Origin of the sequence: Plantactinospora siamensis (assembly GCF_042434095.1) — a bacterium.
Taxonomy (GTDB): Bacteria; Actinomycetota; Actinomycetes; order Mycobacteriales; family Micromonosporaceae; genus KBS50.
This window is the reverse complement of the sequence record NZ_JBHLUE010000006.1, coordinates 71,570-95,646: the sequence shown is the minus strand read 5'-3', so window position 1 is coordinate 95,646 and position 24,077 is coordinate 71,570. Positions and strand designations below refer to the sequence as shown.

20 protein-coding genes are annotated in these 24,077 nt (G+C 74.0%); 5 read left to right on the top strand and 15 right to left on the bottom strand.

Annotated elements, in window-relative coordinates:
- Window positions 1–110: 110 nt before the first annotated feature.
- Window positions 111–1,325: an SPFH domain-containing protein gene (locus tag ACFFHU_RS10275; RefSeq protein ID WP_377337575.1), complete on the bottom strand. Its 1,215-nt coding sequence runs from the start codon at window positions 1,323–1,325 to the stop codon at window positions 111–113.
- Window positions 1,325–1,576 carry an NfeD C-terminal domain-containing protein gene (locus tag ACFFHU_RS10270; RefSeq protein ID WP_377337573.1) on the bottom strand — a complete coding sequence of 84 codons (252 nt, stop codon included), beginning with the start codon at window positions 1,574–1,576 and terminating at the stop codon, window positions 1,325–1,327. Before ACFFHU_RS10270 ends, ACFFHU_RS10275 begins: the two co-directional genes overlap by 1 nt.
- Before the next feature lie 97 nt (window positions 1,577–1,673).
- Here ACFFHU_RS10270 and ACFFHU_RS10265 point away from each other — a divergent pair, with 97 nt between their 5' ends.
- The gene (locus tag ACFFHU_RS10265; protein ID WP_377337571.1) at window positions 1,674–2,336 is read left to right on the top strand and encodes a TMEM175 family protein; all 663 of its coding nucleotides are present in this window, start codon (window positions 1,674–1,676) and stop codon (window positions 2,334–2,336) included.
- Window positions 2,337–2,387: 51 nt separating this feature from the next.
- On the opposite strand, the gene ACFFHU_RS10260 is transcribed toward ACFFHU_RS10265, so the two are convergent.
- The 3 genes from ACFFHU_RS10260 to ACFFHU_RS10250 form a co-directional block, all read right to left on the bottom strand.
- Entirely contained in the window at window positions 2,388–3,218 is an 831-nt protein-coding gene (locus ACFFHU_RS10260) for a siderophore-interacting protein (protein ID WP_377337568.1), read from the bottom strand.
- 146 nt (window positions 3,219–3,364) lie between these two features.
- On the bottom strand, window positions 3,365–4,627 hold the full coding sequence (locus ACFFHU_RS10255) for a deoxyguanosinetriphosphate triphosphohydrolase (RefSeq protein ID WP_377337566.1): 1,263 nt from the start codon (window positions 4,625–4,627) through the stop codon (window positions 3,365–3,367).
- Window positions 4,624–4,977 carry a VOC family protein gene (locus tag ACFFHU_RS10250; RefSeq protein ID WP_377337564.1) on the bottom strand — a complete coding sequence of 118 codons (354 nt, stop codon included), beginning with the start codon at window positions 4,975–4,977 and terminating at the stop codon, window positions 4,624–4,626. Before ACFFHU_RS10250 ends, ACFFHU_RS10255 begins: the two co-directional genes overlap by 4 nt.
- A gap of 237 nt (window positions 4,978–5,214) precedes the next feature.
- On the opposite strand from ACFFHU_RS10250, the gene ACFFHU_RS10245 reads away from it, so the two are divergent.
- Window positions 5,215–5,721, top strand: a complete 507-nt coding sequence (locus ACFFHU_RS10245; protein ID WP_377337563.1) for a roadblock/LC7 domain-containing protein — start codon at window positions 5,215–5,217, stop codon at window positions 5,719–5,721.
- A 202-nt stretch (window positions 5,722–5,923) separates the two neighbouring features.
- Here ACFFHU_RS10245 and ppdK read toward each other — a convergent pair whose 3' ends face one another.
- The 6 genes from ppdK to ACFFHU_RS10215 all read right to left on the bottom strand — a co-directional run bounded on the left by ppdK (window position 5,924) and on the right by ACFFHU_RS10215 (window position 14,143).
- Window positions 5,924–8,668, bottom strand: a complete 2,745-nt coding sequence (ppdK, locus tag ACFFHU_RS10240) for a pyruvate, phosphate dikinase (protein WP_377337560.1) — start codon at window positions 8,666–8,668, stop codon at window positions 5,924–5,926.
- Window positions 8,669–8,912: 244 nt separating this feature from the next.
- Complete coding sequence (locus tag ACFFHU_RS10235; protein ID WP_377337559.1) at window positions 8,913–9,602, bottom strand: thioesterase II family protein; 690 nt, start codon at window positions 9,600–9,602, stop codon at window positions 8,913–8,915.
- A gap of 163 nt (window positions 9,603–9,765) precedes the next feature.
- Window positions 9,766–11,343, bottom strand: a complete 1,578-nt coding sequence (locus tag ACFFHU_RS10230; RefSeq protein WP_377337557.1) for an AMP-binding protein — start codon at window positions 11,341–11,343, stop codon at window positions 9,766–9,768.
- Window positions 11,340–12,578, bottom strand: coding sequence for a hypothetical protein (locus tag ACFFHU_RS10225; RefSeq protein WP_377337554.1), 1,239 nt, complete (start codon window positions 12,576–12,578; stop codon window positions 11,340–11,342). Before ACFFHU_RS10225 ends, ACFFHU_RS10230 begins: the two co-directional genes overlap by 4 nt.
- The gene (locus tag ACFFHU_RS10220) at window positions 12,568–13,890 is read right to left on the bottom strand and encodes a beta-ketoacyl-[acyl-carrier-protein] synthase family protein (protein ID WP_377337552.1); all 1,323 of its coding nucleotides are present in this window, start codon (window positions 13,888–13,890) and stop codon (window positions 12,568–12,570) included. The genes ACFFHU_RS10225 and ACFFHU_RS10220 overlap by 11 nt, the downstream gene beginning before the upstream one ends.
- Window positions 13,880–14,143, bottom strand: coding sequence for an acyl carrier protein (locus tag ACFFHU_RS10215; protein ID WP_377337550.1), 264 nt, complete (start codon window positions 14,141–14,143; stop codon window positions 13,880–13,882). The genes ACFFHU_RS10220 and ACFFHU_RS10215 overlap by 11 nt, the downstream gene beginning before the upstream one ends.
- Before the next feature lie 299 nt (window positions 14,144–14,442).
- Between ACFFHU_RS10215 and ACFFHU_RS10210 the strand changes: the two genes are divergently transcribed.
- Together ACFFHU_RS10210 and ACFFHU_RS10205 are read left to right on the top strand one after the other, a co-directional pair.
- Window positions 14,443–16,158: a beta-N-acetylhexosaminidase gene (locus ACFFHU_RS10210; RefSeq protein ID WP_377337548.1), complete on the top strand. Its 1,716-nt coding sequence runs from the start codon at window positions 14,443–14,445 to the stop codon at window positions 16,156–16,158.
- Between the two features lie 155 nt (window positions 16,159–16,313).
- The gene (locus ACFFHU_RS10205) at window positions 16,314–17,855 is read left to right on the top strand and encodes a M4 family metallopeptidase (RefSeq protein ID WP_377337547.1); all 1,542 of its coding nucleotides are present in this window, start codon (window positions 16,314–16,316) and stop codon (window positions 17,853–17,855) included.
- Window positions 17,856–17,948: 93 nt separating this feature from the next.
- Here ACFFHU_RS10205 and ACFFHU_RS10200 read toward each other — a convergent pair whose 3' ends face one another.
- Complete coding sequence (locus tag ACFFHU_RS10200) at window positions 17,949–19,364, bottom strand: amino acid permease (protein ID WP_377337545.1); 1,416 nt, start codon at window positions 19,362–19,364, stop codon at window positions 17,949–17,951.
- 178 nt (window positions 19,365–19,542) lie between these two features.
- Window positions 19,543–20,661 (bottom strand): tRNA dihydrouridine synthase DusB, encoded by a 1,119-nt coding sequence (gene dusB, locus ACFFHU_RS10195; protein ID WP_377337651.1) that lies wholly within the window; start codon window positions 20,659–20,661, stop codon window positions 19,543–19,545.
- A gap of 262 nt (window positions 20,662–20,923) precedes the next feature.
- Here dusB and ACFFHU_RS10190 point away from each other — a divergent pair, with 262 nt between their 5' ends.
- On the top strand, window positions 20,924–21,973 hold the full coding sequence (locus tag ACFFHU_RS10190) for a hypothetical protein (protein ID WP_377337543.1): 1,050 nt from the start codon (window positions 20,924–20,926) through the stop codon (window positions 21,971–21,973).
- A 21-nt stretch (window positions 21,974–21,994) separates the two neighbouring features.
- Here the strand turns inward: ACFFHU_RS10190 and ACFFHU_RS10185 are convergent, their stop codons facing one another.
- Together ACFFHU_RS10185 and ACFFHU_RS10180 are read right to left on the bottom strand one after the other, a co-directional pair.
- Entirely contained in the window at window positions 21,995–23,374 is a 1,380-nt protein-coding gene (locus ACFFHU_RS10185; protein WP_377337541.1) for a glycine--tRNA ligase, read from the bottom strand.
- A gap of 181 nt (window positions 23,375–23,555) precedes the next feature.
- Window positions 23,556–24,032, bottom strand: a complete 477-nt coding sequence (locus ACFFHU_RS10180; RefSeq protein ID WP_377337649.1) for an Rv0361 family membrane protein — start codon at window positions 24,030–24,032, stop codon at window positions 23,556–23,558.
- Window positions 24,033–24,077 lie beyond the last annotated feature (45 nt).

The following is a 24,077-nucleotide window of genomic DNA, read 5'->3' as shown; positions in this document are numbered from 1 at the left end:
CTCCCGGCGCGGCGGCGGCTGCGCCGTGCCGGGGTGTGGGTGCCGCGGGGCCCGCCCCGCGGGTGCCGGCCGCGCGGGCGCCCGCGCCGCAGGGAGTCCGGGGCGCAAGGTCAGCGGGGACGGCGGGGGGCCGGCGTGGCGTCGCCGGCGCCGTTGACCGGCACGACCTCGGCGCGGCCGGCGGCCGACGGGGCGCCCGGAGCATCGAACGGCGCGGCGGCCGGCGTTCCCGACGCGGAACTCGTCGACCGGACGCCCGACCGGAGCGACTCGAGCACCGCCATGCCCTGCCCGATCAGGGAGGCCACCGCCGAGTTCATCCCCTCCGCGCCGTCGAGCACGGTGAGGTTGGCCCCGCGCAGGCCGTCGGCGGCCGCCCGGACCAGCTCGGGCAGCTGCTGGATGACGAGCTGGTCGAGGGCGATCCGGTCCTGCGCCGCGGCCGCCTCGGCGGACAGCTTGGTGGCGTCCGCCTGCGCGCGGGCCAGCGTGGTGATCCGCTCGGCCTCGGCCTGCGCCGGGCGGACCACCTCGGCCTGCAGCTCCGCCTCGCGCAGCTCGGCGTTCCGCTGCGCCACCACGGCCCGCTCGACCAGCACCTCCTGCTGGGCGCGGGCGGCCGCCAGCGGACCGGCCTGGGCGGCGGTCTGCTGCGCCTGATCGATCTCGGCCTGGTACCGCGCCCGGGCGATGGCCGTCTCGCGCGCGTACTCGGCCTGGTAACGCATGCTCTCCTGCTGAGCCATGGCGCTCGCCTGGTCGGCCGCCGCCTGCGCCACGTTCGCGTCCTGGTTGACCTTCGCCTGGTGCGGCGCGGCGAGCGCCCGGATGTAGCCCACGCCCTTGTCGTCGATGCTGCTGATCTGCAGCGAGTCGACGGACAGGCCGATCCGGGCCATCTCGGTCTTGCTGGCGTCCACAATGGCGTCGGCCAGCGTCTGCTGCTCCCGGATGATGGACTCGACCGTCATGCTGCCGATGATGCTGCGCAGGTGTCCACTGAAGATCCGGCCCACCAGCGTGGGCATCTGGGTCTGGTCGCCCTGGAACCGCCGCGCCGCGGCCGCGATCGACTCGCGGTCGTCACCGACCTTGAACGCGATGACCGCGTGCACGTTCAGCGTGATGCCCTGCTTGGTGAAGCAGTCCTCGACGACCTCGGCCTCCTGCATGGCCAGGGTCAATCGGGTGGCCTTGGCGAAGACCGGTACGACGAACACGCCGTGCCCGGTCACGATCTTGAACGGCAACGCCTCCGCCCCGCGCTGCTTGCGACCGCTGATCAGCAGCGCCTCGTTCGGGGCGGGCACGCGATATCCGAACATCAGCCGAACCCTTCCATGTCCCCGGAGACCCCGCCGCCGACGATGCCGGGCCATGGCTCGACGTCGATCTGGCGTGCCCCGCGGTTGTTGATGATGAGGACCTCGGCGCCGGCCGGCAGGGCCGACACGGCGTAGGCCAGGTAATAGTGCGCCATGCCGTCAACCACCACCCGGACCTCCCCGGGACGGTCCCCGCCCCGGACCGGGTGGACCACCACCCCGGTGCGGCCCACCAGTGACCGTTGCTCCACCACGCCTCCGTGCCGCGGCGCATCCGGACTTGGCTGCCGGGCGGACCGCCTACGGATTATGCTCCGGCCAGTCATCCGCGCGGCGCCGGGAAGGGCCATGTCCGACAGTCAGCTCGACCCACCCGCCCCGGATCCGACCGGACCGGACCTGAGCACCGGCCGGTTGGAGGCGTTCAGCGACGGGGTCTTCGCGATCGCCATCACCCTGCTGGTGCTGGACCTCGTCGTACCGCCGCGGGACGAGCGGCACGGCGAGTCGCTGGCGGCGGCCCTGGGCCACGAGTGGCCCGCCTACTTCGCCTACCTGGTCAGCTTCCTGGTCATCGGGATCATCTGGGTGAACCACCACGCTCTCTGCGGGCTGGTCCGCCGGGTGGACCGGCTGACCCTGTTCGCGAACCTCTTCCTGCTGCTCACCGTGTCGGTCATCCCGTTCCCGACGAGGCTGCTGGCCGAATACCTGACCGCCGGGGCCGACGCGCACACGGCCGCGGCGGTCTACAGCGGCACCATGCTGATGATGGCCATCGCGTTCACGCTGCTGTTCCTCGCGTTGACCCGGGACGCCCGCGCGCTGCACCGGCCGGTGGACCCGGCGACCGCCCGGGCCACGCTGCGCCGGTTCGGCGCCGGCGTCATCCTGTACGCGCTGACGGTCGGCCTCGCCTTCGTCGGCGCGGTGGCCACGCTGACCGTGCACGCGGCGCTGGCCGTCTACTACTGCTTCGACCAGCTCGCCCCGGCACGCCGGCGGCGCTGACCGGCCCCGGGCGCGCCCGGCGCGAAGGGAGGCCGCCCGGCAGCCCGTCCCTCACCGCGCGGCGGCCTCCTCGGCCTCGACCTGGCGGTTCCACTCGGGCTTCGACGCGCGCCAGCCCTCGTCGTCCACCCCGGCGCGCCAGTAGCCCGAGATGGAGAGCCGCTCGGCCGGCACGCCGCGGTCCACCCGCAGCAGCCGGCGCAGCGCGCGGACGAAGGTGGCCTCGCCGTGCACGAACGCGTGCACGTCGCCGGCCGGGAAGTCCAGGCCCGCCACGGCGGCCAGCAACCGCTCCCCCACCGGCCGATCGCCCCGGTGCGCCCAGACGATCTCGGCGTCGGCGGCCGTGGGCAGCTTCTGCTCCTCGGCGCCGTCGGACACCTCCAGGAAGACCCGCGCGGGCGCCCCGACGGGCAGCCGCTCCAGCGCCACCGAGATGGCCGGCAGCGCGCTCTCGTCGCCGACCAGCAGGTGCCAGCCGGCCGCCGGGTCGGGGGCGTACCCGCCGCCGGGGCCGAGGAACCGGATGACGTCGCCGGGCCGCGCGGCCGCCGCCCACGGTCCGGCCAGGCCCTCGTCGCCGTGGTGCACGAAGTCGATGGTGAGCTGCCGGGCCGCCCGGTCAAAGGCGCGGATCGTGTACGACCGCAGCCGCGGCCACTGCTCGCGCGGCAGCTCCCGGTGCACGGCGTTGAGGTCGAACGGCTCGGGGTAGCGCACGTCGGGCCGGGGGAAGATCAGCTTGACGTAGTGGTCGGTGTGCTCACCCACGTCGAGCCCCGCCAGCTCCTCGCCGCCCAGCACAACCCGGATCATGTGCGGGGTGATCCGCTCGGTCCGGGCCACCCGGGCCGTGGTGACCCGCTTCGTCCGCTCCGCCATGCGGGTGAGGCTACCCCGCGCGGACCCGCGACCGCGGACGAGCCGGCGGCGCCGGGGTGCGGCTAATCCGCGACCGCGGCCGGACCGACGGCGCCGGGTGCGGCTAATCCGCGACCGCGGCCGGACCGGCGGCGCCGGGGGTGCGGCTAGCCGGGCGACCGGCGGCCGCGGACGAGCCGGCGGTGCCAGGCCACCGCGGCCGGATCGGTCAGCGAGGCCACCTGGTCGATCACCACCCGCAGCCGGGCCGGGTCGTCCGGCGCGGCCGCCCACTCGGGCGCGAACACCGGGTCGAGGCCCGTCGGGGCGTGCCGGTGGAGCCAGCCCACCAGCTCGGTGAGCACCTCGCGCTGTCGCTCGTACCGGGCCCGGGCGCCGCTGCGGCGCATGACGTACCGCAGGGCCATGCCCTTCAGCAGCGCGCACTGCGCGCGGATCGGCCGCGGCACCTCCAGGTCGGCGCCGTACCGGCGGACCGGTCCCGGGCCGTGCCGGCGGCTGGTCGCGGTGACCGCGGCCGCCACGAACCGCCCGACCAGCACGCTGGTGGTGGCCTTCACCGCGGCCTGCGCGCGGTGGCTGCCGTCATACCCGCACAGCGGCGCGAGCACCGGGTCGGCGAGCAGCTCGGCCAGCACGCCGGCGAGGTAGTCGACCGGCTCGGCCGAGTACGTGGCCGCCGCGTCGGCGCAGAGCGCGGCCCGTTCCTCCGCCGACCCGACCAGTCGGGCCACCGTGAGGTAGCCGCCGTGCACGCCGTCCTCCACGTCGTGCACCGAGTACGCCACGTCGTCGGCCCAGTCCATCACCTGCGCCTCGAGGCACGGCGCCTCGGCGCGGGCGCCCGCGCGGATCCAGCCGAACACGGGCTGGTCGTCGGCGTACACCCCGAACTTGCGCCGGCCGGGCCGGCGCGGCCACGGATACTTCGTGGCGGCGTCCAGCGCCGCGCGGGTGAGGTTCAGCCCGGCCGGTCGGCCGTCCGGGCCGTACACCTTGGCCTCCAGCCGGGTGAGCACCCGCAGGGTCTGCGCGTTGGCCTCGAAGCCGCCGCACTCGGCGGCCGCGAGGTCCAACGCGGCCTCGCCGTTGTGCCCGAACGGCGGGTGCCCCAGATCGTGCGCCAGCCCGGCCACGTCCACCACGTCCGGATCGCAGCCCAGCCGCTGCCCCATCTCGCGGGCGATCTGGGCGACCTCCAGCGAGTGGGTGAGCCGGGTCCGCAGGAAATCGTCGGTGCCGGCCGTGTGCACCTGGGTCTTGGTGGCCAGCCGGCGGAACGCGGCCGAGTGCAGCACCCGCCCCCGGTCGCGCTGGAACGGTCCCCGGCCGGCGCCCGAGTCCTTCGCCGGCTCGGCCACCCAGCGCTCGGCGTCCCTCGGGTCGCCCGCCCGGACCGGACGGCTCACCGCGCCGCGGCCAGCACGCAGAACTCGTTGCCCTCCGGATCGGCCAGGACCGTCCAGCCCACGTCGGCCGGCTGCCCGACGGCCACGTGCCGGGCCCCCATGTCGACCAGCCGCTCGACCTCGGCCTCCCGGTCGTCCGGACGCAGGTCGAGGTGCAGGCGGTTCTTGCCCGTCTTGCCCTCCGGGATGGGCACGAAGATCAGCGCGGGCAGCGCGTCCGGGGCGCGGCGGATCTCCACCTCGTCGACCGACTCGTGGACGACCTCGTAACCGAGCGCCTCCGCCCACCAGCGGGCGAGGCGGGCCGGATCCTGGGCGTCGATCACCAGGTTCTCCCACTGACTGCCCACCGGCGATGCCTCCTCGTCGCGACGGCCAACTCGTGACGGTCAGGTTACGCCGGTGCGACGACGGTTGCGGAGGTGGCGATGGCAACCCCCGATAGGGCAGAGTTGATGACCGATCGCCGACCAACGCGGCACACATCGACCCGCGGCCCGGGTGTAGCGTGCCGGAAGCGGAACGTCACCGGATGTCGAAAGGCGCGCCCTGATCCAGCGGCGGCCGCCGAGCGCGAGGAGACGCCTGTGGATGCCGAAGCCGCCCTGCGGCGCGAGCTGCACCAGCTGCGCCGACGTCGGTCCGATGTGGCCGGCAGCGTGCTGGCCGGCGTCGACGGCCTGCACATCACCAGCGACCTGCCCGGGATCAACCCCGAGCACGTGGCCGCGATGGCCGCGGCCGGCGCCGGGCTGGGCGGCCGGTTCGCCGACACCGTCGGGCAGGGCCAGCTCCGGGAGATCGTCGTGCACGGCACCGAGGGGTACGTCGCCTGCTATCCCGCGGGCCGGCAGGCGCTGCTGGCCGTGGTGACCCGGCCGGCCGTCAACCTGACCCGGCTGCACCCCGAGGCGCGGGCGCTGGCCCACCGGCTGGGCGACCTCGTCGACTCGCTCTGGCCACCGGCCCCCGGCACGACGGGCACGCCGGCGCCGCGGCCGGCCACCGAGCTGCGGACCTCCCGCGCGACGCGTACCCCGGCGACGGGTCCGCGCACGGTTCTCGACCGCCGCCGCCCGCCCGGCCACCCCTGACGGGTCGCCCGGGCGGACCGCCCCCTACCGGCAGGCCAGCAGGCGGCTCCAACCCGGACGTTCCGGGCAGAAACTCCCGCCTGGACGCCATCACAACCGCAGCGACCATGCCTCTCGGTCATATATGACCGAGAGGCATGGCGATTGCGGAGAGGACCGTCTGCGGCACGGTCGCCGAGAGTTCCGCTGCCCCGTGCGAGGGTCAGCGGCTGTCCGAGCCGGCCGTCTGCACGGCCGCCCGGCCGGCCTCGAGCCGGGCCACCGGGACCCGGAACGGCGAGCAGGACACGTAGTCCAGGCCCACCTCGTGGAAGAAGTGCACCGAGTCCGGGTCGCCGCCGTGCTCGCCGCAGATGCCGAGCTTGAGGTCCGGCCGGGTGGCCCGGCCCTCCTCGCTGGCGATCCGCACCAGCCGGCCCACGCCGTCGCGGTCCAGCGTCTCGAACGGCGACACCCCGAAGATGCCCCGCTCCAGGTACGCCGAGAAGAACGCGGCCTCCACGTCGTCCCGGGAGAAGCCCCAGGTGGTCTGGGTCAGGTCGTTGGTGCCGAAGGAGAAGAACTGCGCGGCCTCCGCGATCTGGCCGGCCGTCAGCGCCGCCCGCGGCAGCTCGATCATCGTGCCGATCAGGTACGGGACCTCGACACCCTCCCGCTCGCACACCTCGTGCGCGATCCGCTCGGCCTCCTCGCGTACCAGCTCCAGCTCCTGCACGGCGTCGACCAGCGGGATCATGATCTCCACCCGGGGGTCGCCGCCGGCCTTGCGGCGCTCGGCCGCGGCCTCGATGATCGCCCGTACCTGCATGGCGAACAGCCCGGGCACCACGATGCCGAGCCGGACGCCGCGCAGCCCGAGCATCGGGTTCTGCTCGTGCAGCCGGTGTACGGCCTGCAGCAGCCGCAGCTCGTTCTCGTGCGCCTCGCCGCGCGCCTCGGCCACCGCCACCCGGACCGACAGCTCGGTGATGTCCGGCAGGAACTCGTGCAGCGGCGGGTCGAGCAGCCGTACGGTCGTCGGCAGCCCGTCCATCGCCGCGAAGATGCCGACGAAGTCCTCCCGCTGCAGCGGCAGCAGCGCGGCCAGCGCCTTCTCCCGCTCGTCGTCCGAGTCGGCCAGGATGAGCCGCTCGACGTACTGCCGCCGCTCGCCCAGGAACATGTGCTCGGTGCGGCAGAGGCCGATGCCCTGGGCGCCGAACCGGCGGGCCCGCTCCGCATCCTCCGGGGTGTCGGCGTTGGCCCGTACGGCCATCCGCCGCGCCTCGTCGCCGTGCGACATGATCCGGTGTACGGCCTTGACCAGCTCGTCGGCGTCCTCGGCCGCCGGGTCGAGCTGACCCTCGAAGTACTCGACGACCGGTGAGGGCACCACCGGCACCTCGCCGCGGTAGACTGCGCCGCTGCTGCCGTCGATGGAGATGACGTCACCCTCCTCGACGACCACGCCGCCGGGGCCGGTGAACTTCCGACCCTTCGTGTCGACGTCGAGTTCCTCGGCGCCGCACACGCAGGTCTTGCCCATGCCCCGGGCCACCACGGCGGCGTGCGAGGTCTTGCCGCCCCGCGAGGTGAGGATGCCCTGGGCGGCGATCATGCCGTCCAGGTCGTCCGGGTTGGTCTCCCGGCGGACCAGGATGACCTTCTCGCCGGACCGCGACCACTTCACCGCCGTGTACGAGTCGAAGACCGCGCGGCCGACCGCGGCGCCCGGCGAGGCGTTCATGCCCTTGGTGAGCAGCTCCACCTCGGCGCCCTCGCCGAAGCGCGGGAACATCAGCTGCGCGAGCTGCACCCCGGTCACCCGGTTGAGCGCCTCGTCGAGGTCGATGAGGCCCTCGTCCACCAGCTGGGTGGCGATGACGAAGGCGGCCGCCGCGGTCCGCTTGCCCACCCGGGTCTGCAGCATCCACAGCTTGCCGCGCTCGATGGTGAACTCGATGTCGCACAGGTCCTTGTAGTGCTCCTCGAGCCGGGCCATGATGCCGAGCAGCTCGTCGTACGAGGTCTTGTCGAGCCGTTCCAGGTCCTGCAGCGGGACGGTGTTCCGGATGCCGGCCACCACGTCCTCGCCCTGCGCGTTGGCCAGATAGTCGCCGTAGATGCCCTGGTGGCCACTGGCCGGGTCGCGAGTGAACGCCACGCCGGTGCCGGAGTCCGGGCCGAGGTTGCCGAACACCATGGCCACCACGTTCACCGCGGTGCCCAGGTCGGCCGGGATGCGCTCCTGCCGGCGGTAGAGCACGGCGCGCTCGGCGTTCCAGGACTCGAAGACCGCGTTGATGGCCAGGTCGAGCTGCTCCCGGGGCGCCTGCGGGAAGTCCCGCCCGGTGTGCCGCACGAAGATCGTCTTGTACGCGTCGACCAGCGCCCGCAGGTCGTTGGCGTCCAGGTCCAGGTCGTTGGCGGTGCCCTTGGCCTTCTTGGCGCCCTCCAGCGCGTGCTCGAACTCGTCGCCCGGCACGTCGCAGACGGTCTTGCCGAACATCTGGATCAGCCGGCGGTAGGAGTCCCAGGCGAACCGCTCGGCCGCGGCCGGGTCGGCGCCACCGGCCGTCTCGGCGCCCGCGCCCGCCTGCCGGGCCAGCCCGTGCACGCTCTCGTCGTTGAGCCCGACGTTGAGCACCGTCTCCATCATTCCGGGCATCGAGAACTTGGCGCCCGACCGGACCGAGACCAGCAGCGGGTCGTCCGCGTCGCCAAGCCGCTTGCCCATGGCGCTCTCCAGCGCAGCCAGGTGCTCGCCGATCTCCCCGGCCAGGCCGCTCGGGGTCTCGCCACTGTCCAGGTAGGCCTTGCACGCCTCGCTGGTGATGGTGAAGCCGGGCGGCACCGGCAGGCCGAGGTTGGTCATCTCCGCCAGGTTGGCGCCCTTGCCGCCGAGCAGGTCCTTCATGTCCCTGTTGCCCTCGGCGAAGTCGTACACGTACTTGGTCTGCGATGCCACCGGAAGCCTCCCGCGCCGTTCCACACTGAACGAAGGTTTAGTTGCTTCTTACCCCGCAGCCACACCACCGCACCAGAGGCAACCGACCCACCGCGTCGGTCCCGGCCCGTGCGGCCCGCTTGGTGGGCGAAGGCTAAGCGAACGGCGGGTGAGGGGACAGCATCCGGTGAGAATGCGCACAACGGTCCCGGCTGTCCCGCTTCGTCCGGGGCATGGGAGCGTTCCCCCGAGCACAATCGCGCACCTAGTCACTCCCGTACATCTCGGCGATCGCGGCGGCCGACCGGGCGGGCTCGGTGGTCAGAAAGTAGTGGCCACCCGGGAGGACCCGGCAGTCGAGCACCAGGGCCGGCGGCAACCGCTCGGTCACGGCCGAGGGCGGGCAGAGCCGGTCGCCGGCGCCGAGGAGGATCCGCACCGGCACCGTGACCGGCCGGGTCAGCCCGTCCGGCGCCAGCGCGATGTCCCGGCGGAACCGGGGCAGCAGCAGGCGACCGACCTCCTCCGGGGTCAGCGACGTCCGCGGCAGCAGCCCCAGCTCGGTCAGGCCGGTCACCAGCGCCGCGTCGCCGGGCCGGGCCAGCAGCTCGCGGACCACGTCGCCCACCGCCAGCGGCGGCGCCGCGAGCAGCAGCCGGGTCCCGGCCAGGTCGCCGCCGACCAGGTCGGCCACCGCGAGCGCCAGCACCGCGCCCAGGCTGTGACCGAGCAGGACGGTCCGGGCGGACAGGTACGGGCGGACGGCCTCGGCCCAGGCCCGGGCCACCCGGTCCAGGTCGGCGGCGCCGTCGTGCTCGGCCTCGCCGGCCAGCACCCGCCAGCCCGCCGGCAGCCGACCGGCCAGCCGGCTGAACGATCCGGCCGAGCCGCCGGCGTGCGGCAGGCAGACGAGGGTCGGCCCGTCCCCCTCGCGCAGCGTCCGCAGCGCGACCACCACCGCGGGGTCGGCACGGCCGGGCGCGGCGGGCCCGGCGGGCGCGGCGGGCCCGGCGGACGCGGCGGACGCGGCGGACGCGGCGGACGCGGCGGACGCGGCGGACGCGGCGGGCGCGGCGTCAGCCGAACGCGGACCCGGGACGGCCGGCGCCGGCGTCGGGTCAGGCACCGCCGGGCCCCGACCGGCCCGCCTCGCCAGCGGCCGGTTCGGCCGCTTCGGCGGACCCGGCGGCGGCCGGGTCGCGCGGGGTCGGCACCGGGGCGGCGCGCAGCCGGTACCGGGCCAGCTTGCCGGTGGAGGTGGTCGGCAGCTCGTCCACCACCTCGACGGCCACCGGCCGCTTGTGCGGGGGCAGGCCGCGCCGGAACGCCGCCCGGGCCGCCCCGCGCACCTCCTCGCGGTCGGCGCCATCGGCCGGTACGACGTACGCCACCGCCTGTTCGAGGCCGCGCGCGTCGCGGGAGCCCACCACCGCGCACTGGGCCAGCCCCGGCACGTCCCGGGCCGTCGCCTCGATCTCGAACGGCGACACCTTGAACCCGCCGATGTTCAGCAGGTCGTCGCGCCGGCAGACGTACCCGATCCGGCCGTCCGGCCCGCGCCGCACCACGTCCCCGGTGTACGCGCCGCCGGCGACGAAGGTGCGGGCCGCCGCCTCCGGCCGGTCCAGGTAGCCGGCCGCCACCGATGCGCCGCCCACGTGCAACCGGCCCTCCGTACCGTCGGGCACCTCCCGGCCGTCGTCGTCGCGCACGGTCACCCGGGCGCCCGGCACGGCCGTGCCGGTCGAGCCCGGCTCGGTGCCCCGGGTGGCCACCACGATGTGCAGCACCTCGGTCGCGCCCAGGCCGTTGATCAGGGGAACCCCGAAGGTCCGGGTGAAGTCGGCGCAGACTGCGGCCGGCAGGTGCTCGCCGGCCGACACGGCCAGCCGCAGCGACCCGAGGTCGGCCCGCTCCGGCGCCCCGGCCCGGTCCAGCAGCGCCGCGTAGATCCGGGGCACCGCGCAGAGCACCGTGGGCCGGTGCCGATCCACCGCCGCGCCGACCGCGTACACATCGGGCGGCCCGGGGTTGAGCACGGCCGACGCGCCGGCCGCGAGCGGGAACAGCAGCGAGTTGCCGAAGCCGTACCCGAAGGACAGCTTGGCCGTCGAGAGCACCCGGTCGTCGGGCGCGAGGTCGAGGATCCGGCCGAACCCATCGAGCACGGCCGCGATGCCGGACCCGGTGTGCAGCACCCCCTTCGGCACGCCGGTGCTGCCCGACGTGTACTGGATGAGCACCACCTCGGCCGGCGGCGGCGCCGCGGGCGGCGGCGGCGCGAACTCCACCGGCGCGGCCCAGTCCGGGCCGCCGCGCGGCACATCGAGGGCGCCCTGGGCCGGCGTCGCCGCCGCGGCCCGGGCGTCCAGGTGCAGGTACCGGGCCCGGCAGTCGGCCGCCAGGAACTCCAACTCGGCCACGGTCAGCAGCGGGCTCACCGGGACGGCCACCATGCCGCGCCACCAGAGCGCGAGGATCGCCACCACGGTCGGGATGGCGTCGTCGGCCACCACCAGGCCGGGCGAGCCGGGCGGGATCCCGGCCGCGGCCAGCCGGGCCGCGTACCAGCGCACCGCCCGGTACAGCTCGGCGTACCCGATCCGGCCCTCCGCGTCGACGTACGCGGTGGCCTCCCCCCGGCCGTCGGCCAGGTGCCGGCCGAGCAGCCGGTCGAGCAGGTCCAGGTCGGTCATCCGGCCGCCACCTCCACGATGCACGCCATGCCCGGCTCCACGGCCACCGCGCGGGCCGTGACCGGCCCGGCGGCCGTCCGGCAGTACGCGACGGCCGCGACCACCGCCAGCAGGCCGCCGGCCGCGCCAAAGTCGCCCAGCCGGCCCTCCAGGTGGTACGCGTTCCGCGCCCCCAGCCCCTCGACCGCCCCCGGATCGGCGCTGGACAGCACCACCAGCTCCGGCGGCCCACCCGACCCGGTCGGCCCGCCGGACCCGACCGGCCCGCCCGACCTTGCCAACCCGCCCGACCCGGCTGGCCCGCCCGACCCGGCCGGCCCGCCGGACCCCGTCGACGAGCCGGCGAGCACGTCGGTCAGCTCGTCCGGGTGCGCCAGCCCGATCCGCCGGGCGGCCAGCAGCCGGACCGTGCCGGCGGCGCCGCCGGCACCGGTGCCGGCGGCGGCCGGTGATCGGTCGAGGACCAGGCAGCCGGCACCCTCGGCCGGCATCCCGGCCGCGGTCTCGGGTCCGTGGTCGCCGTCCGGGACGCTCCACCGGCTGATCGAGGCCGAGCCGCCGACCAGGGCCCGGACCGCGGCGCCCGCGGCGAGGAACCGGACGGCCTCCACCACGGCCGACATCCCAGCCGTCACCCCGCCGATCACCGTCTCGGTCGGCCCGGTGAGCCCGAGCCGGATCGAGACGGTGGCGGCCGGACCGTTGTACGCGGACAGCGGCGCCAGCACCGGGCTGGTGAGACCCGGGTCGAGCAGCGCCGCGTCGGTGCAGATGGCCGCGTATTCGCGCAGGCCGGCGGTCGAGCTGGCCCACAGCACGGCGCCGCCCGGTGCGGGCTCGTCCGGCCCGACGGCGGCCGGCCCGGCGGGTCCGCCCAGCGCCCCGGCGGCCGGCCCGGCGGGTCCGCCCGGCGCCCCGGCGCCCGCCTCGGCCGTGCCGACGGTCCGCAGCCCGGCGGGCGGTCCCGCCTCGATGCCGGCCTCGGCCGCCGCAGCGAGCGCCAGCAGCGACTCGTGCGGCCAGCCCCGCAGGCCCCTGGTCGGCAGCCCCTCGGGTAGCCGGACCGGCACCGGATCCGCCGTCCGGCGGCGGATCGGCGGCAGGTCGGTGTGCGGAGCGGTCAGCTCGCGCGCGCCGCCGGGCACCGCGAGGGCGCCGGTGAGCTGCCGGACCAGGTCGATCGGGCCGGCCACCCCGGGCAGCCGGAGGCCGAGCCCGGACACGTCAATCTGCACCACGATCCCCCTTGCCGAGCAGCAGCGTGGTCACCCCGCCGCCGAAGCCGTACGCCGGACTGGCCACCACGGAGACCGGTTGCCGGCGGCCCTCCGCCGGCACCAGATCGAGCCCGTCGCAGGCCGGGTCGGGAGAGCGCAGATTCACGTTTCCCGGGATCGCGTCGTCGGTGAGCGCGCACACCGCGAGCACGGCCTCCAGCGCGGCGGCCGCGCCGGCCGCGTGCCCCAGTTGGCCCTTCACCGACGAGACCGGCGGGCGGCGGCGGCCGGTCAGCACCTTGGCGGTGGCGCGCGCCTCGACCCCGTCGTTGGCCGGCGTTCCGGTGCCGTGCGCGCACACCCAGTCCAGCTCGTCGGGCTCGATCCGCGCCGCGTCGAGCACCGCCTGCAGGGTGGCGGCCAGGGCCGCCCCCTCCGGGTGCGGCTGGGTCATGTGGTGGGCGTCGGCCGCGGACGCGCAGGCCAGCACGGTGGCCCGGGGCCGGCCGCCGCGCGCCGCGCAGCGGTCGGCCCGCTCCAGGATCAGCACCCCGGCCCCCTCGGCCGGCATGGTGCCGCGGCGGTCGGCGTCGAACGGCCGGACCAGGTCCGGGGCGAGGGCCCGGAGCGCGGTGAACATCGCGAAGATCTCCAGCGAGAGCTCCTCGACGCCGGCGCAGACGGCCACGTCCACCTCGCCCGCCAGCACCGCCCGGTGGCCGGCGGCGATCGCGCCGTTGCCCACCGAGCAACCCGAGGCGAGCAGGACCGCGGGACCGGGCCGGCCGACCACCTCGCGTACCGGATCGAGCAGCCGGGCCGGCGTGGCCCAGAGCCGGCCCGGAACCGCGAGGCCGGCGGGCCCGATGCCGGCGTCGAGGGTCGGCCGGGTGGCCATCACGCTGCCGACATACAGCCCCACGACGCCGGCCGCGGCGACCGGACCGCGGTCGGCCTGCCCGCGGTCGACCTGCCCGCCGCCGACCTGCCCGCCGCCGACCTGCCCGCCGCCGACCTGCCCGCCGCCGACCTGCCCTCCGTCGGCCAGGCCGGCGTCGGCCAGCGCCTCCCGGACGGCGGCGGCGAGGTAGCGGGCGGCCCGCGACCCGTGCGGCGGCACCCGGTGCTCGAGCGCGGCCAGGGCGTCGTCCGGCACCTGGCCGGCACGCTGGGTGGGATAGCGGGACAGGTCGAACCGGCTGACCGGACCGGTCAGCACCCGCCGGTCGAGCACGGCCGTCCACAGCCGGTCGGCGCCGAGGCCGGCCACGGAGACCGCGCCGACGCCGGTGACCACCACCGGGGTCCGGCGGAACCGATCATTCGGCAATGGAGACTCCCCGGGCGCGAAGCAGGTTCAGCACATCCGCGAAATTGCCGAGCCGGGCCGCCTCGGCGTCGGTGAGGCGTACCCCGAACTGTCGCTCGATCCGTACCACGAATTCGATCTTCTGAAGTGAATCTATTCCGAGATCCGCATAGAACCCGGCCTGCTCGGTGATCTCCCCGGGGTCCACCTCGAAGACCTCCGCGGCCAGCTCACGCAGGTCGGCGGCGGTCATCTCGTTTCGTTGCTGCTGCATTCCCGCTCACTCCTCGTCAGCTCGGCCAAGAGCTCACCATGGATCTTCCACGGCTTAAATTAAGTTTGGTATCGGTCGATGCGCCAAGAATGTGTCGGCGCCGGGACCGGAAGCCCCGGACCACCGGCGGAGTCTGCCCCGGCCGGCCGTGTCGGACAATGCGCCTCGCCGTCCCCGGTGGTCACTTTCATCCGAGTTTATGGGAGCGTTTCCACGAGCAATTCCGAGCAAACCTTGGCTAGCCTGGACAGCATCCCCTCCGGGCCGCCGGCTCCGGTACGCAGCAGAAGGTACGCACCGTGCGCGTCACACACACCGAAGTCGATCCCTCGCAGTCGCCGGCCGGCGCCGCGGCGGCCCGGCTCGGCGCCGTGATCCCGGCGCCGGTCCGGGTGGAGCCGCTGCCCGGCGTCACCTACCAGCTCGGCCCGGACACCACCGTCCGGGCCACCCCGGAACCCGGCCCGCTCGCGGTGGCCGAGCAGCTCGCCGAGCTGCTGCGCCGGCCCACCGGCTACGCCCTGCCGGTCGCGCCCGCCGGCGTGGCCACCGCGGACGGGGACATCAGCCTGCTACTCACCCGCGAGTCCACCGAGCCGGAGAGCGGCGGCGCGGAGGGATACCAGCTCGACGCCACGGCCGACGGGATCGTGATCCGCGCCCGGACCGCGGCCGGCCTGCTGCACGGGGTGCAGACCCTGCGGCAGCTGCTGCCGCCGGCCGTGGACGCCGGCGACCCCCGGCCGGGACCCTGGCTGGTGCCCGGCGGCCGGATCGTCGACCACCCCCGGTACGCCTACCGGGGCGCCATGCTCGACGTGGCCCGGCACTTCTTCGACGTCCCGACGGTCTGCCGGTACGTCGACCAGCTCGCCCGATACAAGATCAATCACCTGCACCTGCACCTCACCGACGACCAGGGTTGGCGGATCGGCATCGACTCGTGGCCGCTGCTCGCCGAGGTCGGCGGGGCGAGCCAGGTCGGCGGCGGCGCGGGCGGCTACTACTCGGCGCACGACTACCGGCGGATCGTCGCGTACGCGGCCAGCCGGCACCTCACGGTGGTGCCCGAGATCGACGTGCCCGGGCACACCAACGCGGCCCTCGTCGCGTACCCGGAGCTGGCCCCCGGCGGCGTGGCCCCGGACCGGTACGCGGGCACCGACGTCGGGTTCAGCGCGCTGGCCGTCGACAACGAGCGGACGTACGCGTTCCTGGCCGACGTGTTCGGCGAGCTGGCCGACCTCACGCCCGGGGAGTTCCTGCACCTGGGCGGCGACGAGGCGTTCACGCTGCCGCCGGCCGCGTACGCCCGGTTCGTCGAGCGGGTCCAGCCGATCATCGCTGCCACCGGCAAGCGGGTGCTCGGCTGGCACCAGATCGCCCCGGCCGCGCACCTGGACGGGCGCGTCGTGCATTACTGGGGCACCACCCGGCACGACGCGGCGGTGGCCGACGCGGTGCGGCGGGGCGCGCAGGTGCTGCTCTCCCCCGCCGACCGCAGCTACCTGGACATGAAGTACGCGGCGGACACCCGGCTGGGCAAGGAGTGGGCCGGCCGGATCGAGGTGCGCCGGGCGTACAACTGGGAGCCCGCCAACCACCTGCGGGACGTGCCGGCAGACCGGGTGCTGGGCGTCGAATCGCCACTGTGGACGGAGACGGTCACGACGCCGGCGGAGATCGAGTACCTGACGTTCCCCCGGTTGCCGGCCATCGCCGAGCTGGGCTGGTCGGCCCCGGGCGACCGGGACTGGGCCGGCTTCCGGACCCGGCTCGCCGGCCAGGCCCCGCGCTGGCGCGCCGCCGGCATCACCTTCCACGCGTCCCCGCAGGTGCCCTGGCCGGCCACCGGCGACGCGCCGGCCGGGACCGGCGAACCGGCCGCCGGGACCGCGCCGGTGGGGACCGGCGAACCGGCCGCCGAGACCGCACCGGCCGGGACCGCGCCGGCCGGGCCACCGCTGGCCGGGGCCGGCGAGGTGGTTCCGGGCCCGCGGGCCGGAACGACCTGAGGCTTCGACAAGGTTGCTATACCGCACCTAGTTGGCTGAAACAACTATTTCTTTCCTACCTCCATCAATGCAAGATGATGAACGTCCGTTAACCCCCGACGGGCACGCGGCCCGATAACCCCCGGTCCGCCATCTGCTTCGATGGAGGCACTTCTATGCGCCGTACCCCCATCGCCCTCGGCGTGCTGACCACAGCGACGTTGGTCACCGCCCTGGGCTCCACCGCCGCGAGCGCGGCGCCCACCGACCCGTTCGGCCAGGCCGTCGGGCAGCTCAAGAGCCACGCCGGCGCCACGCACTACGCGGACGGGCAGACGTTCACGCTGAAGAACGTGAGCACCGACGCGGACGGCACCCGGCACGTCCGGATGCACCGCTACTACCAGGGCCTGCCGGTGCTCGGCGGGGACCTGGTGGTGCACCTCGGCAAGGGCAACGCCTGGCGGGGCGCCAGCGAGAGCCTGACCGCCACCCCGGCCGGCACGCTGGCCGCGGCGCGTAGCGGCGGGGGCGTCAGCGCCAGCGCGGCCGCCGCCACCGCGCTGGCCGCCTCGACCGCCGGCGCCAAGCGGGTGGCCGGCTCCCAGCTTGTCATCGACGCCGGGGCGGGCGCGCCGGCCCGGGCGTACGAGGTCGTGGTCTCCGGCACCCGGGCCGACGGCACCCCCAGCGACCTGCACGTGCTGGTGGACGCGACCAGCGGGGCGGTGCGCGACTCGTGGGACACCATCGAGAGCGGCACCGGCAACACGTTCCACTCTGGAACGGTGACGGTGGGCAGCGCGCAGTCCGGCTCGACGTACCAGCTCGTCGACAACGCGCGCGGCGGGCACAAGACGTACAACCTGAACCACGCCACCAGCGGCACCGGCACGCTCGTCACCTCCACCAACGACGTGTTCGGGGACGGCACGCTGGCCAACGCCTCGACGGCCGCCGCGGACGCCGCCTACGGCGCCCAGGAGACCTGGGACTTCTACAAGAACACGTACGGGCGCAACGGCATCCGCAACGACGGCGTCGGCGCGTACAGCCGGGTGCACTACAGCACCAACTACGCCAACGCGTTCTGGGACGACTCGTGCTTCTGCATGACGTACGGCGACGGCGGCTCCGGTTGGTACCCGCTGACCTCGCTCGACGTGGCCGGGCACGAGATGAGCCACGGCGTCACCAGCAACACGGCCGGGCTGCGTTACAGCGGCGAGTCCGGCGGCCTCAATGAGGCCACCAGCGACATCTTCGGCACCATGGTGGAGTTCTACGCCAACAACGCCAAGGACCCGGGCGACTACCTGATCGGCGAGAAGCTGCGCACCAGCGGCGTCCCGCTGCGCTACATGGACAAGCCGTCCAAGGACGGCGCGTCCGCCGACTGCTGGTCGAGCAGCGTCGGCCGGCTCGACGTGCACTACTCGTCCGGCGTGGCGAACCACTTCTTCTACCTGCTCTCGGTGGGCAGCGGCTCGTCGTCGTACGGCAACAGCCCGACCTGCAACGGCAGCACGATCACCGGAATCGGGCGGGCCCAGGCCGGCGCCATCTGGTACCGGGCGCTCACCACGTACATGACCTCGCGAACCAACTACTCGGGAGCGCGCACCGCGACCCTGAGCGCGGCCAAGGACCTGTACGGCTCGGGCAGCACCCAGTACAACACCGTTGCCGCGGCCTGGTCCGCGGTCAGCGTCAACTGACGCCCGGTTGAAAGGAAGGGCCCCCTGTTATCGCTTTTCGTATAGCAGGGGGCCCTTCTTAACGCCTCGACTCGGCCGCGCGGTTCCACCCGCTCACTGGCGGGCCAGCGCCGAGCGGCGGTAGCCGTAAAACCCGTAGAGCACCAGGCCGAGCACGAACCAGACGGCGAACCGCAGCCAGGTCACCGAACTGAGGAACGTGATCAGCCACAGCGAGAACAGCGCCCCGACCACCGGCACCACCGGCATGAGCGGCAACCGGAACGTCCGCGGCGCGTCCGGCCGGCGGTAGCGCAGCACGATCACCGCCACGCACACCACCACGAAGGCCAGCAGGATGCCGATGTTGGTCAGCTCGGCCGCCTGCCGGATCGGCAGGAACCCGGCGATCACCGCCGAGCCGGCCCCGACGATCCAGGTGATCCGGGTGGGCACCCGGCGCACCGGGTGCAGCCGGGCGAACCAGGCCGGCAGCAGCCCGTCGCGGCTCATCGAGAACCACACCCGGGTCACCCCGAGCATGAACGTGAACATCACCGTGAGGATGCCGATGATCGCGCCGACCGCGATCACGCTGGCCAGCCCGGACAGTCCCACCGAGGCGAAGGCCGAGGAGAAGCCGCTCTCCGGGTCGATGTCGGTGTAGTGCTGCATGCCGGTGAGCACCAGCGTGGCCAGCACGTACAGCACCATCGAGATGCCCAGCGAGTAGAGGATGGCCTTCGGCATGTGCCGGGTCGCGTCCCGGGACTCCTCGGCGGCCGTGCTCATCGCGTCATAGCCGAACACCGCGAAGAACACCGTGGCCGCGCCGGTCACCGCGCCACCGACCCCGAACGGGAAGAACGGCGAGTAGTTGTGGGTCTTCACGTGGAAGAAGCCGACCATGATGACCAGCAGGACCACCGCGATCTTGATCCCCACCACGGCCGTCTCGAACCGCGCGGCCGCGCGGATGCCGAGATTCAACAGGTACGCGATGAGCAGGCAGAGCAGCACCGCGAACAGGTCCACCACGTGCCCGTGGCCGGTGCCCGGCGCGCCCAGCATCCAGGCCGGCAGATCCAGCCCGAGCTGCCCGACCAGGAACGTGAAGTAGCCGGAGATGCCGATCGCCACCACGGCCACGATCGCGGTGTACTCCAGCAGCAGGTCCCAGCCGATGAACCAGCCGACGATCTCGCCCAGCACCGCATACCCGTAGGTGTAGGCCGAGCCGGCCTTGGGGATCATGCCGGCGAATTCCGCGTACGAGAGCGCGGCCGCGGCGCTGGCCACCCCCGCGATGAGGAACGACACCAGCACCGCGGGGCCGGCCGTCTCGTTGGCCACCGCGCCGGCGAGCGCGAAAATGCCGGCGCCGATGATCCCGCCCACGCCGATCGCGGTGAGCTGCCACAACCCGAGCGAGCGGGACAGCCCGTCCTCGCGCTCGTCGGCGAGCTGCGCCACCGGTTTGCGGCGGAACACCCCCCGGCCGCTGGTCACATCCGGCAGTCCTTCGGTCATCGTCGACCTCCCGTCGCCCGGCGCGGTTTGTCGACGATGGTAGATATCCGCAGCCCCCGGCGCACCTCGGCGCGACCCTCCGGCCCGGCGGCCCCGCCGGCGCCGGGCCGTGCCGACGCCCGGCGGCCCCGACGGCGCCGGGCCGTGCCGGCGCGCCGGGCCGGCCCGGTGGGACCGGTCAGCCGCCCGAGTCGGCGAGTTCGGCGCCGGCCGGCACCTCGGCGCTGTCCCGGTCGGCGAGCCAGCCGTCGGGCAGGAAGACCTTGCCGGGCGCGTTGGTCCGGCCGCGCGGCTGGCCGAGGGTGTCCAGCGGGAACGGTTGGGCCGGGTCGAGCCGTTCCAGCAGGTCGTCCAGCTCCGCGAGGGTGCTCACCATGGCCAGCGACCGGCGCAGCTCGCTGCCCACCGGGAAGCCCTTGAGATACCAGGCCACGTGCTTGCGGAAGTCCGTGCAGCCGTCCCGCTCCGGGTCGGCCGGCCGGCCCGCGCCGCGCCGCTCGGCGGCCTCCGCCTCGCTCGGCTCGAACGCCGCCACCAGCAACTCGGCGTGCCGGCGCATGGTGGCGGCCACCTCGCCGAGGGTCGGCAGCCGGCGCTCGGGTCGGCCGGTGAACGCGGCCTCCAGATCGGCGAACAGCCACGGCCGGCCCAGGCAGCCACGACCCACCACCACGCCGTCCGCCCCGGTGTGCGCCACCATCCGCAGCGCGTCGTCGGCCTCCCAGATGTCGCCGTTGCCCAGCACCGGCACGTCGAGGGCCTGCTTCAGGGCGCCGATCGCGTCCCAGTCGGCGGTGCCGGAGTAGCGCTGCGCGGCCGTGCGCCCGTGCAGGGCCACCGCCGCCACGCCGGCGTCCTGGGCGGCGAGCCCGGCCTCGACGTACGTCAGATGGTCGTCGTCGATCCCCTTGCGCATCTTGACCGTGACCGGGACCCCGGCGGGCGCCGCGGCCTCGACCGCGGCCCGGACCAGCCGGGCGAAGAGCCGGCGGCGCCACGGCAGGGCCGCCCCGCCGCCCTTGCGGGTGACCTTGGGGACCGGGCAGCCGAAGTTCAGGTCGATGTGGTCGGCCAGGCCCTCGGCCACCACCATCCGCACGGCCGCGGCGGTGACCTCCGGATCGGTGCCGTAGAGCTGGAGGCTGCGCGGCCGCTCGTCGCCGCCGAACGCGATCATGCGCAGGGTCTTCGGGTTCCGCTCCACCAGCGCCCGCGTGGTGATCATCTCGCAGACGTAGATGCCGCCGCCCTGCTCCCGGCACAGCTGCCGGAACGCCACATTCGTGATCCCGGCCATCGGCGCGAGCACCACCGGCGGCCGCACCTGGTACGCCCCGAGGGCGAGCGGACGTATGGCGGGAACGGTGGCTGCGGTGGTCACCGCCCAAGTGTAAGGAAGGGCCCCTTCTTATCGTTTTCTGTAGAGGAAGGGCCCCTTGTTAACGGGAGCGATATCACACCCGCACGCACCCCGAGCGGTCTGTCCACAGGTGGCCCGTTGTCCACAGCTGGGTCGTCCAAGATCCCTACAACCGGGCGGCGACAAGCATGCTGCCGACATGACCAGTCCCGGTCCCCCGGTCTCGGCAATCGATCTGGAGTCAACGGCGCTCCACCAGCACCACATCGTGACCCGAGCCCAACTGCTCGCCGCCGGCATCACCGACATGCACATGTACCGGCAGACCCGGCGCGGTCGGTGGCAGCGCGTCCTACCGGCGACGTACGCGCTGACCAACGGCGTACTCACCGATGAGCAGCGGCGGATCTCCGCCGCCCTGTACGCCGGCCCGGAGGCGCAGCTCACGGGGGTGGCGGCGCTGAACTGGTACGGATTCCGGTACTGCCCGCCGACCGACAAGATCCACCTGTTGGTCCCACACCCCGCCCGGCGCGCGTCCGCCGGGCACGCCGTCATCGCGCGCGCCCTCGTACTCGATCCCCGCGCCCGGGAGACCGAGCTGTACCGGGTCTGCTCGCCGGCCCGCGCGGCCGTAGACGCCGCCCGGTCCTTGCGCGAGCTACGGACCGTACGCGCGATCGTGGCCGAGGCGGTCCAGCGCGGCTTCGCCGACCTGGCGGCGCTGGAGGAGGAGGTCCGGCGGGCTCGGCGCAGCCGAACGGCGCTGGTGCGCAGGGCCCTCGACGACGTGCTGAGCGGCACTCGTTCGGCGCCCGAGGCGGAGCTGCGGGAATGCCTGCTCCGCAGCCGGTCACTGCCGGAGATCCTCTGGAACCCGCCGCTGCGCGGGCCCGATGGGGCGGTGTTGCCGACACCGGACGGTTACCTGCCCGAGGTGGCCGTCGCGGTGGAGGTCGACTCGCAGGAGTACCACTTCGCGCCCGGCGACTGGCGTCGAACCCTCGATCGGCACAACGAGCTGAGCCGCCACGGGGTCCTGGTCCTCCATTTCACCCCGGCCGAGATCCGCGCCGCGCCGGATCGGGTCCGCCGGAGCGTCGAGGACGCGTACCGGTCCAGGTCGGCCGCGGGTACGACGGCAGACGTACGACTGGCCGCCCCGCGATCAACAGACGCGTCCCCAGCCGATGCTCAGCCGCCGATCCCGGAGGTTAAGAAGGGCCCCTTCCTATACAAAAAACGATAAGAAGGGGCCCTTCCTTACCGCTCAGCAGCCGGGGAGGCGCTCGATGAGGTAGGTCTCGACGCGGTCCAGGCCGATCCGCTCCTGGGTCATGGTGTCCCGGTTCCGCACCGTCACGGCGTTGTCGTCGAGGGTGTCGAAGTCGACCGTGACGCAGAACGGGGTGCCGATCTCGTCCTGGCGGCGGTAGCGCCGGCCGATGGCCTGCGAGTCGTCGAACTCGACGTTCCACCGCTTGCGCAGGTCGGCGGCCAGGCCCTTGGCCTTCGGCGACAGGGCCTCGTTGCGGGACAGCGGCAGCACCGCCACCTTGATCGGGGCCAGCCGCGGGTCGAACCGCATGACGGTCCGCTTGTCGACCCCGCCCTTGGTGTTCGGCGCCTCGTCCTCGTCGTACGCCTCCAGCAGGAACGCCAGCACCGCGCGGGTGAGGCCGGCGGCCGGCTCGATCACGTACGGCACCCAGCGCTCCTGCTTTTCCTGGTCGAAGTACGACAGGTCGACGCCGGAGTGCTTGCTGTGCGTGCTGAGGTCGTAGTCGGTCCGGTTGGCCAGGCCCTCCAGCTCGGAAAACTCGGTGCCACCGAACCGGAAGCGGTATTCGATGTCCACGGTGCGCGCCGAGTAGTGCGAGCGCTTCTCCGCCGGGTGCTCGTAGTGCCGCATGTTGGCCTCGGACAGGCCGAGGTCGACGTACCAGTTCCAGCGCTCCTGCATCCAGTACTCGAACCAGGTGGCCGCGGTGCTCGGCTCGACGAAGAACTCCATCTCCATCTGCTCGAACTCCCGGGTCCGGAAGATGAAGTTGCCCGGGGTGATCTCGTTCCGGAACGACTTGCCGACCTGCGCGATGCCGAACGGCGGCTTCTTGCGGGCGGAGGTGGCCACGTTGTTGTAGTTCACGAAGATGCCCTGGGCGGTCTCCGGGCGCAGGTAGTGCAGGCCCTCTTCGCTCTCCACCGGACCCAGGTAGGTCTTCATGAGGCCGTTGAACATCCGTGGCGCGGTGAACGAGCCCTTGGCGCCGCAGTTCGGGCAGTTGAGCTCGGCCAGCGAGGTCGGCGGCCGGCCGTGCTTCTCCTGGTACGCCTCCTCGAGGTGGTCGGCCCGGAACCGCTTGTGGCACGACTGGCACTCGGTCAGCGGGTCCACGAACTCGTCGATGTGGCCGGACGCCTCCCAGACCTGGCGGGCCAGGATGATCGCGGAGTCGAGGCCGACCACGTCGTCGCGCTGCTGGACCATGCTGCGCCACCACTGGCGGCGGACGTTCTCCTTGAGCTCCACGCCGAGCGGGCCGTAGTCCCACGCCGAGCGGGTACCCCCGTAGATCTCGCTGGACGGGTAGACGAAGCCCCGGCGCTTGGCGAGGCTGACGACGGCGTCGATACGGTCGGCTGGCATGGCTACCTCCTACGCCGACTGGCGGTCGGCGGGGACGGGTCAACGGACGGAACGGAATGGCGACGGGATCAACGGTACGTACTGCCGCCGGTGGAGACCCAGCAGATTACCGGGCCGGCCGCCGCCCGTCCGGCACGGCCCACCGCCGGCACCCATCAGGTGGTACGCGCCACAGCCCGGCTCAGCCGATCCCGCAGACCTCGAACCGACCGGTGTCGCTGTCCTGGGCCAGCTCCACCCGCTCGCTGCGCTGGTCGCCGGTGGCGTACGTCACGGTCACCGGCACCACCACCTGGGGCGGATTGCTGGCCTTGCCGACCTGGTACGAGGCGATGTCGGGCTCCATGGCGAGCCGCTGGCTGAACTCCCCCGGCGACTCGCGCTGCTGGTCGGCCTCGCACAGCAGGCCGTACGCCTTGTCGAACTCCTTGTCGCGGACGGCCTGCAGGTAGTCGCTCACCACGACCCGGGCCTGCTCGTTGAGCGCCTGGGTGCCGGAGACGACGAGGCCCACCAGCGCCGCGCCGCCGCCGCCACAGCAGAGCACTGCGGCGAGGGCGCCGGCCCCGAGCCCGAGCCAGAGCCGGGTAGTACGCCCCTCGGTGGGCGGGGCCGCGAACGGCGGGGTGGCGCCCTGCCCCGGCGGGGGCCCCGGAATACCGGGACCGGCGGGCGGCGGGGCCGCGCCCGGACCGGCCGGGCT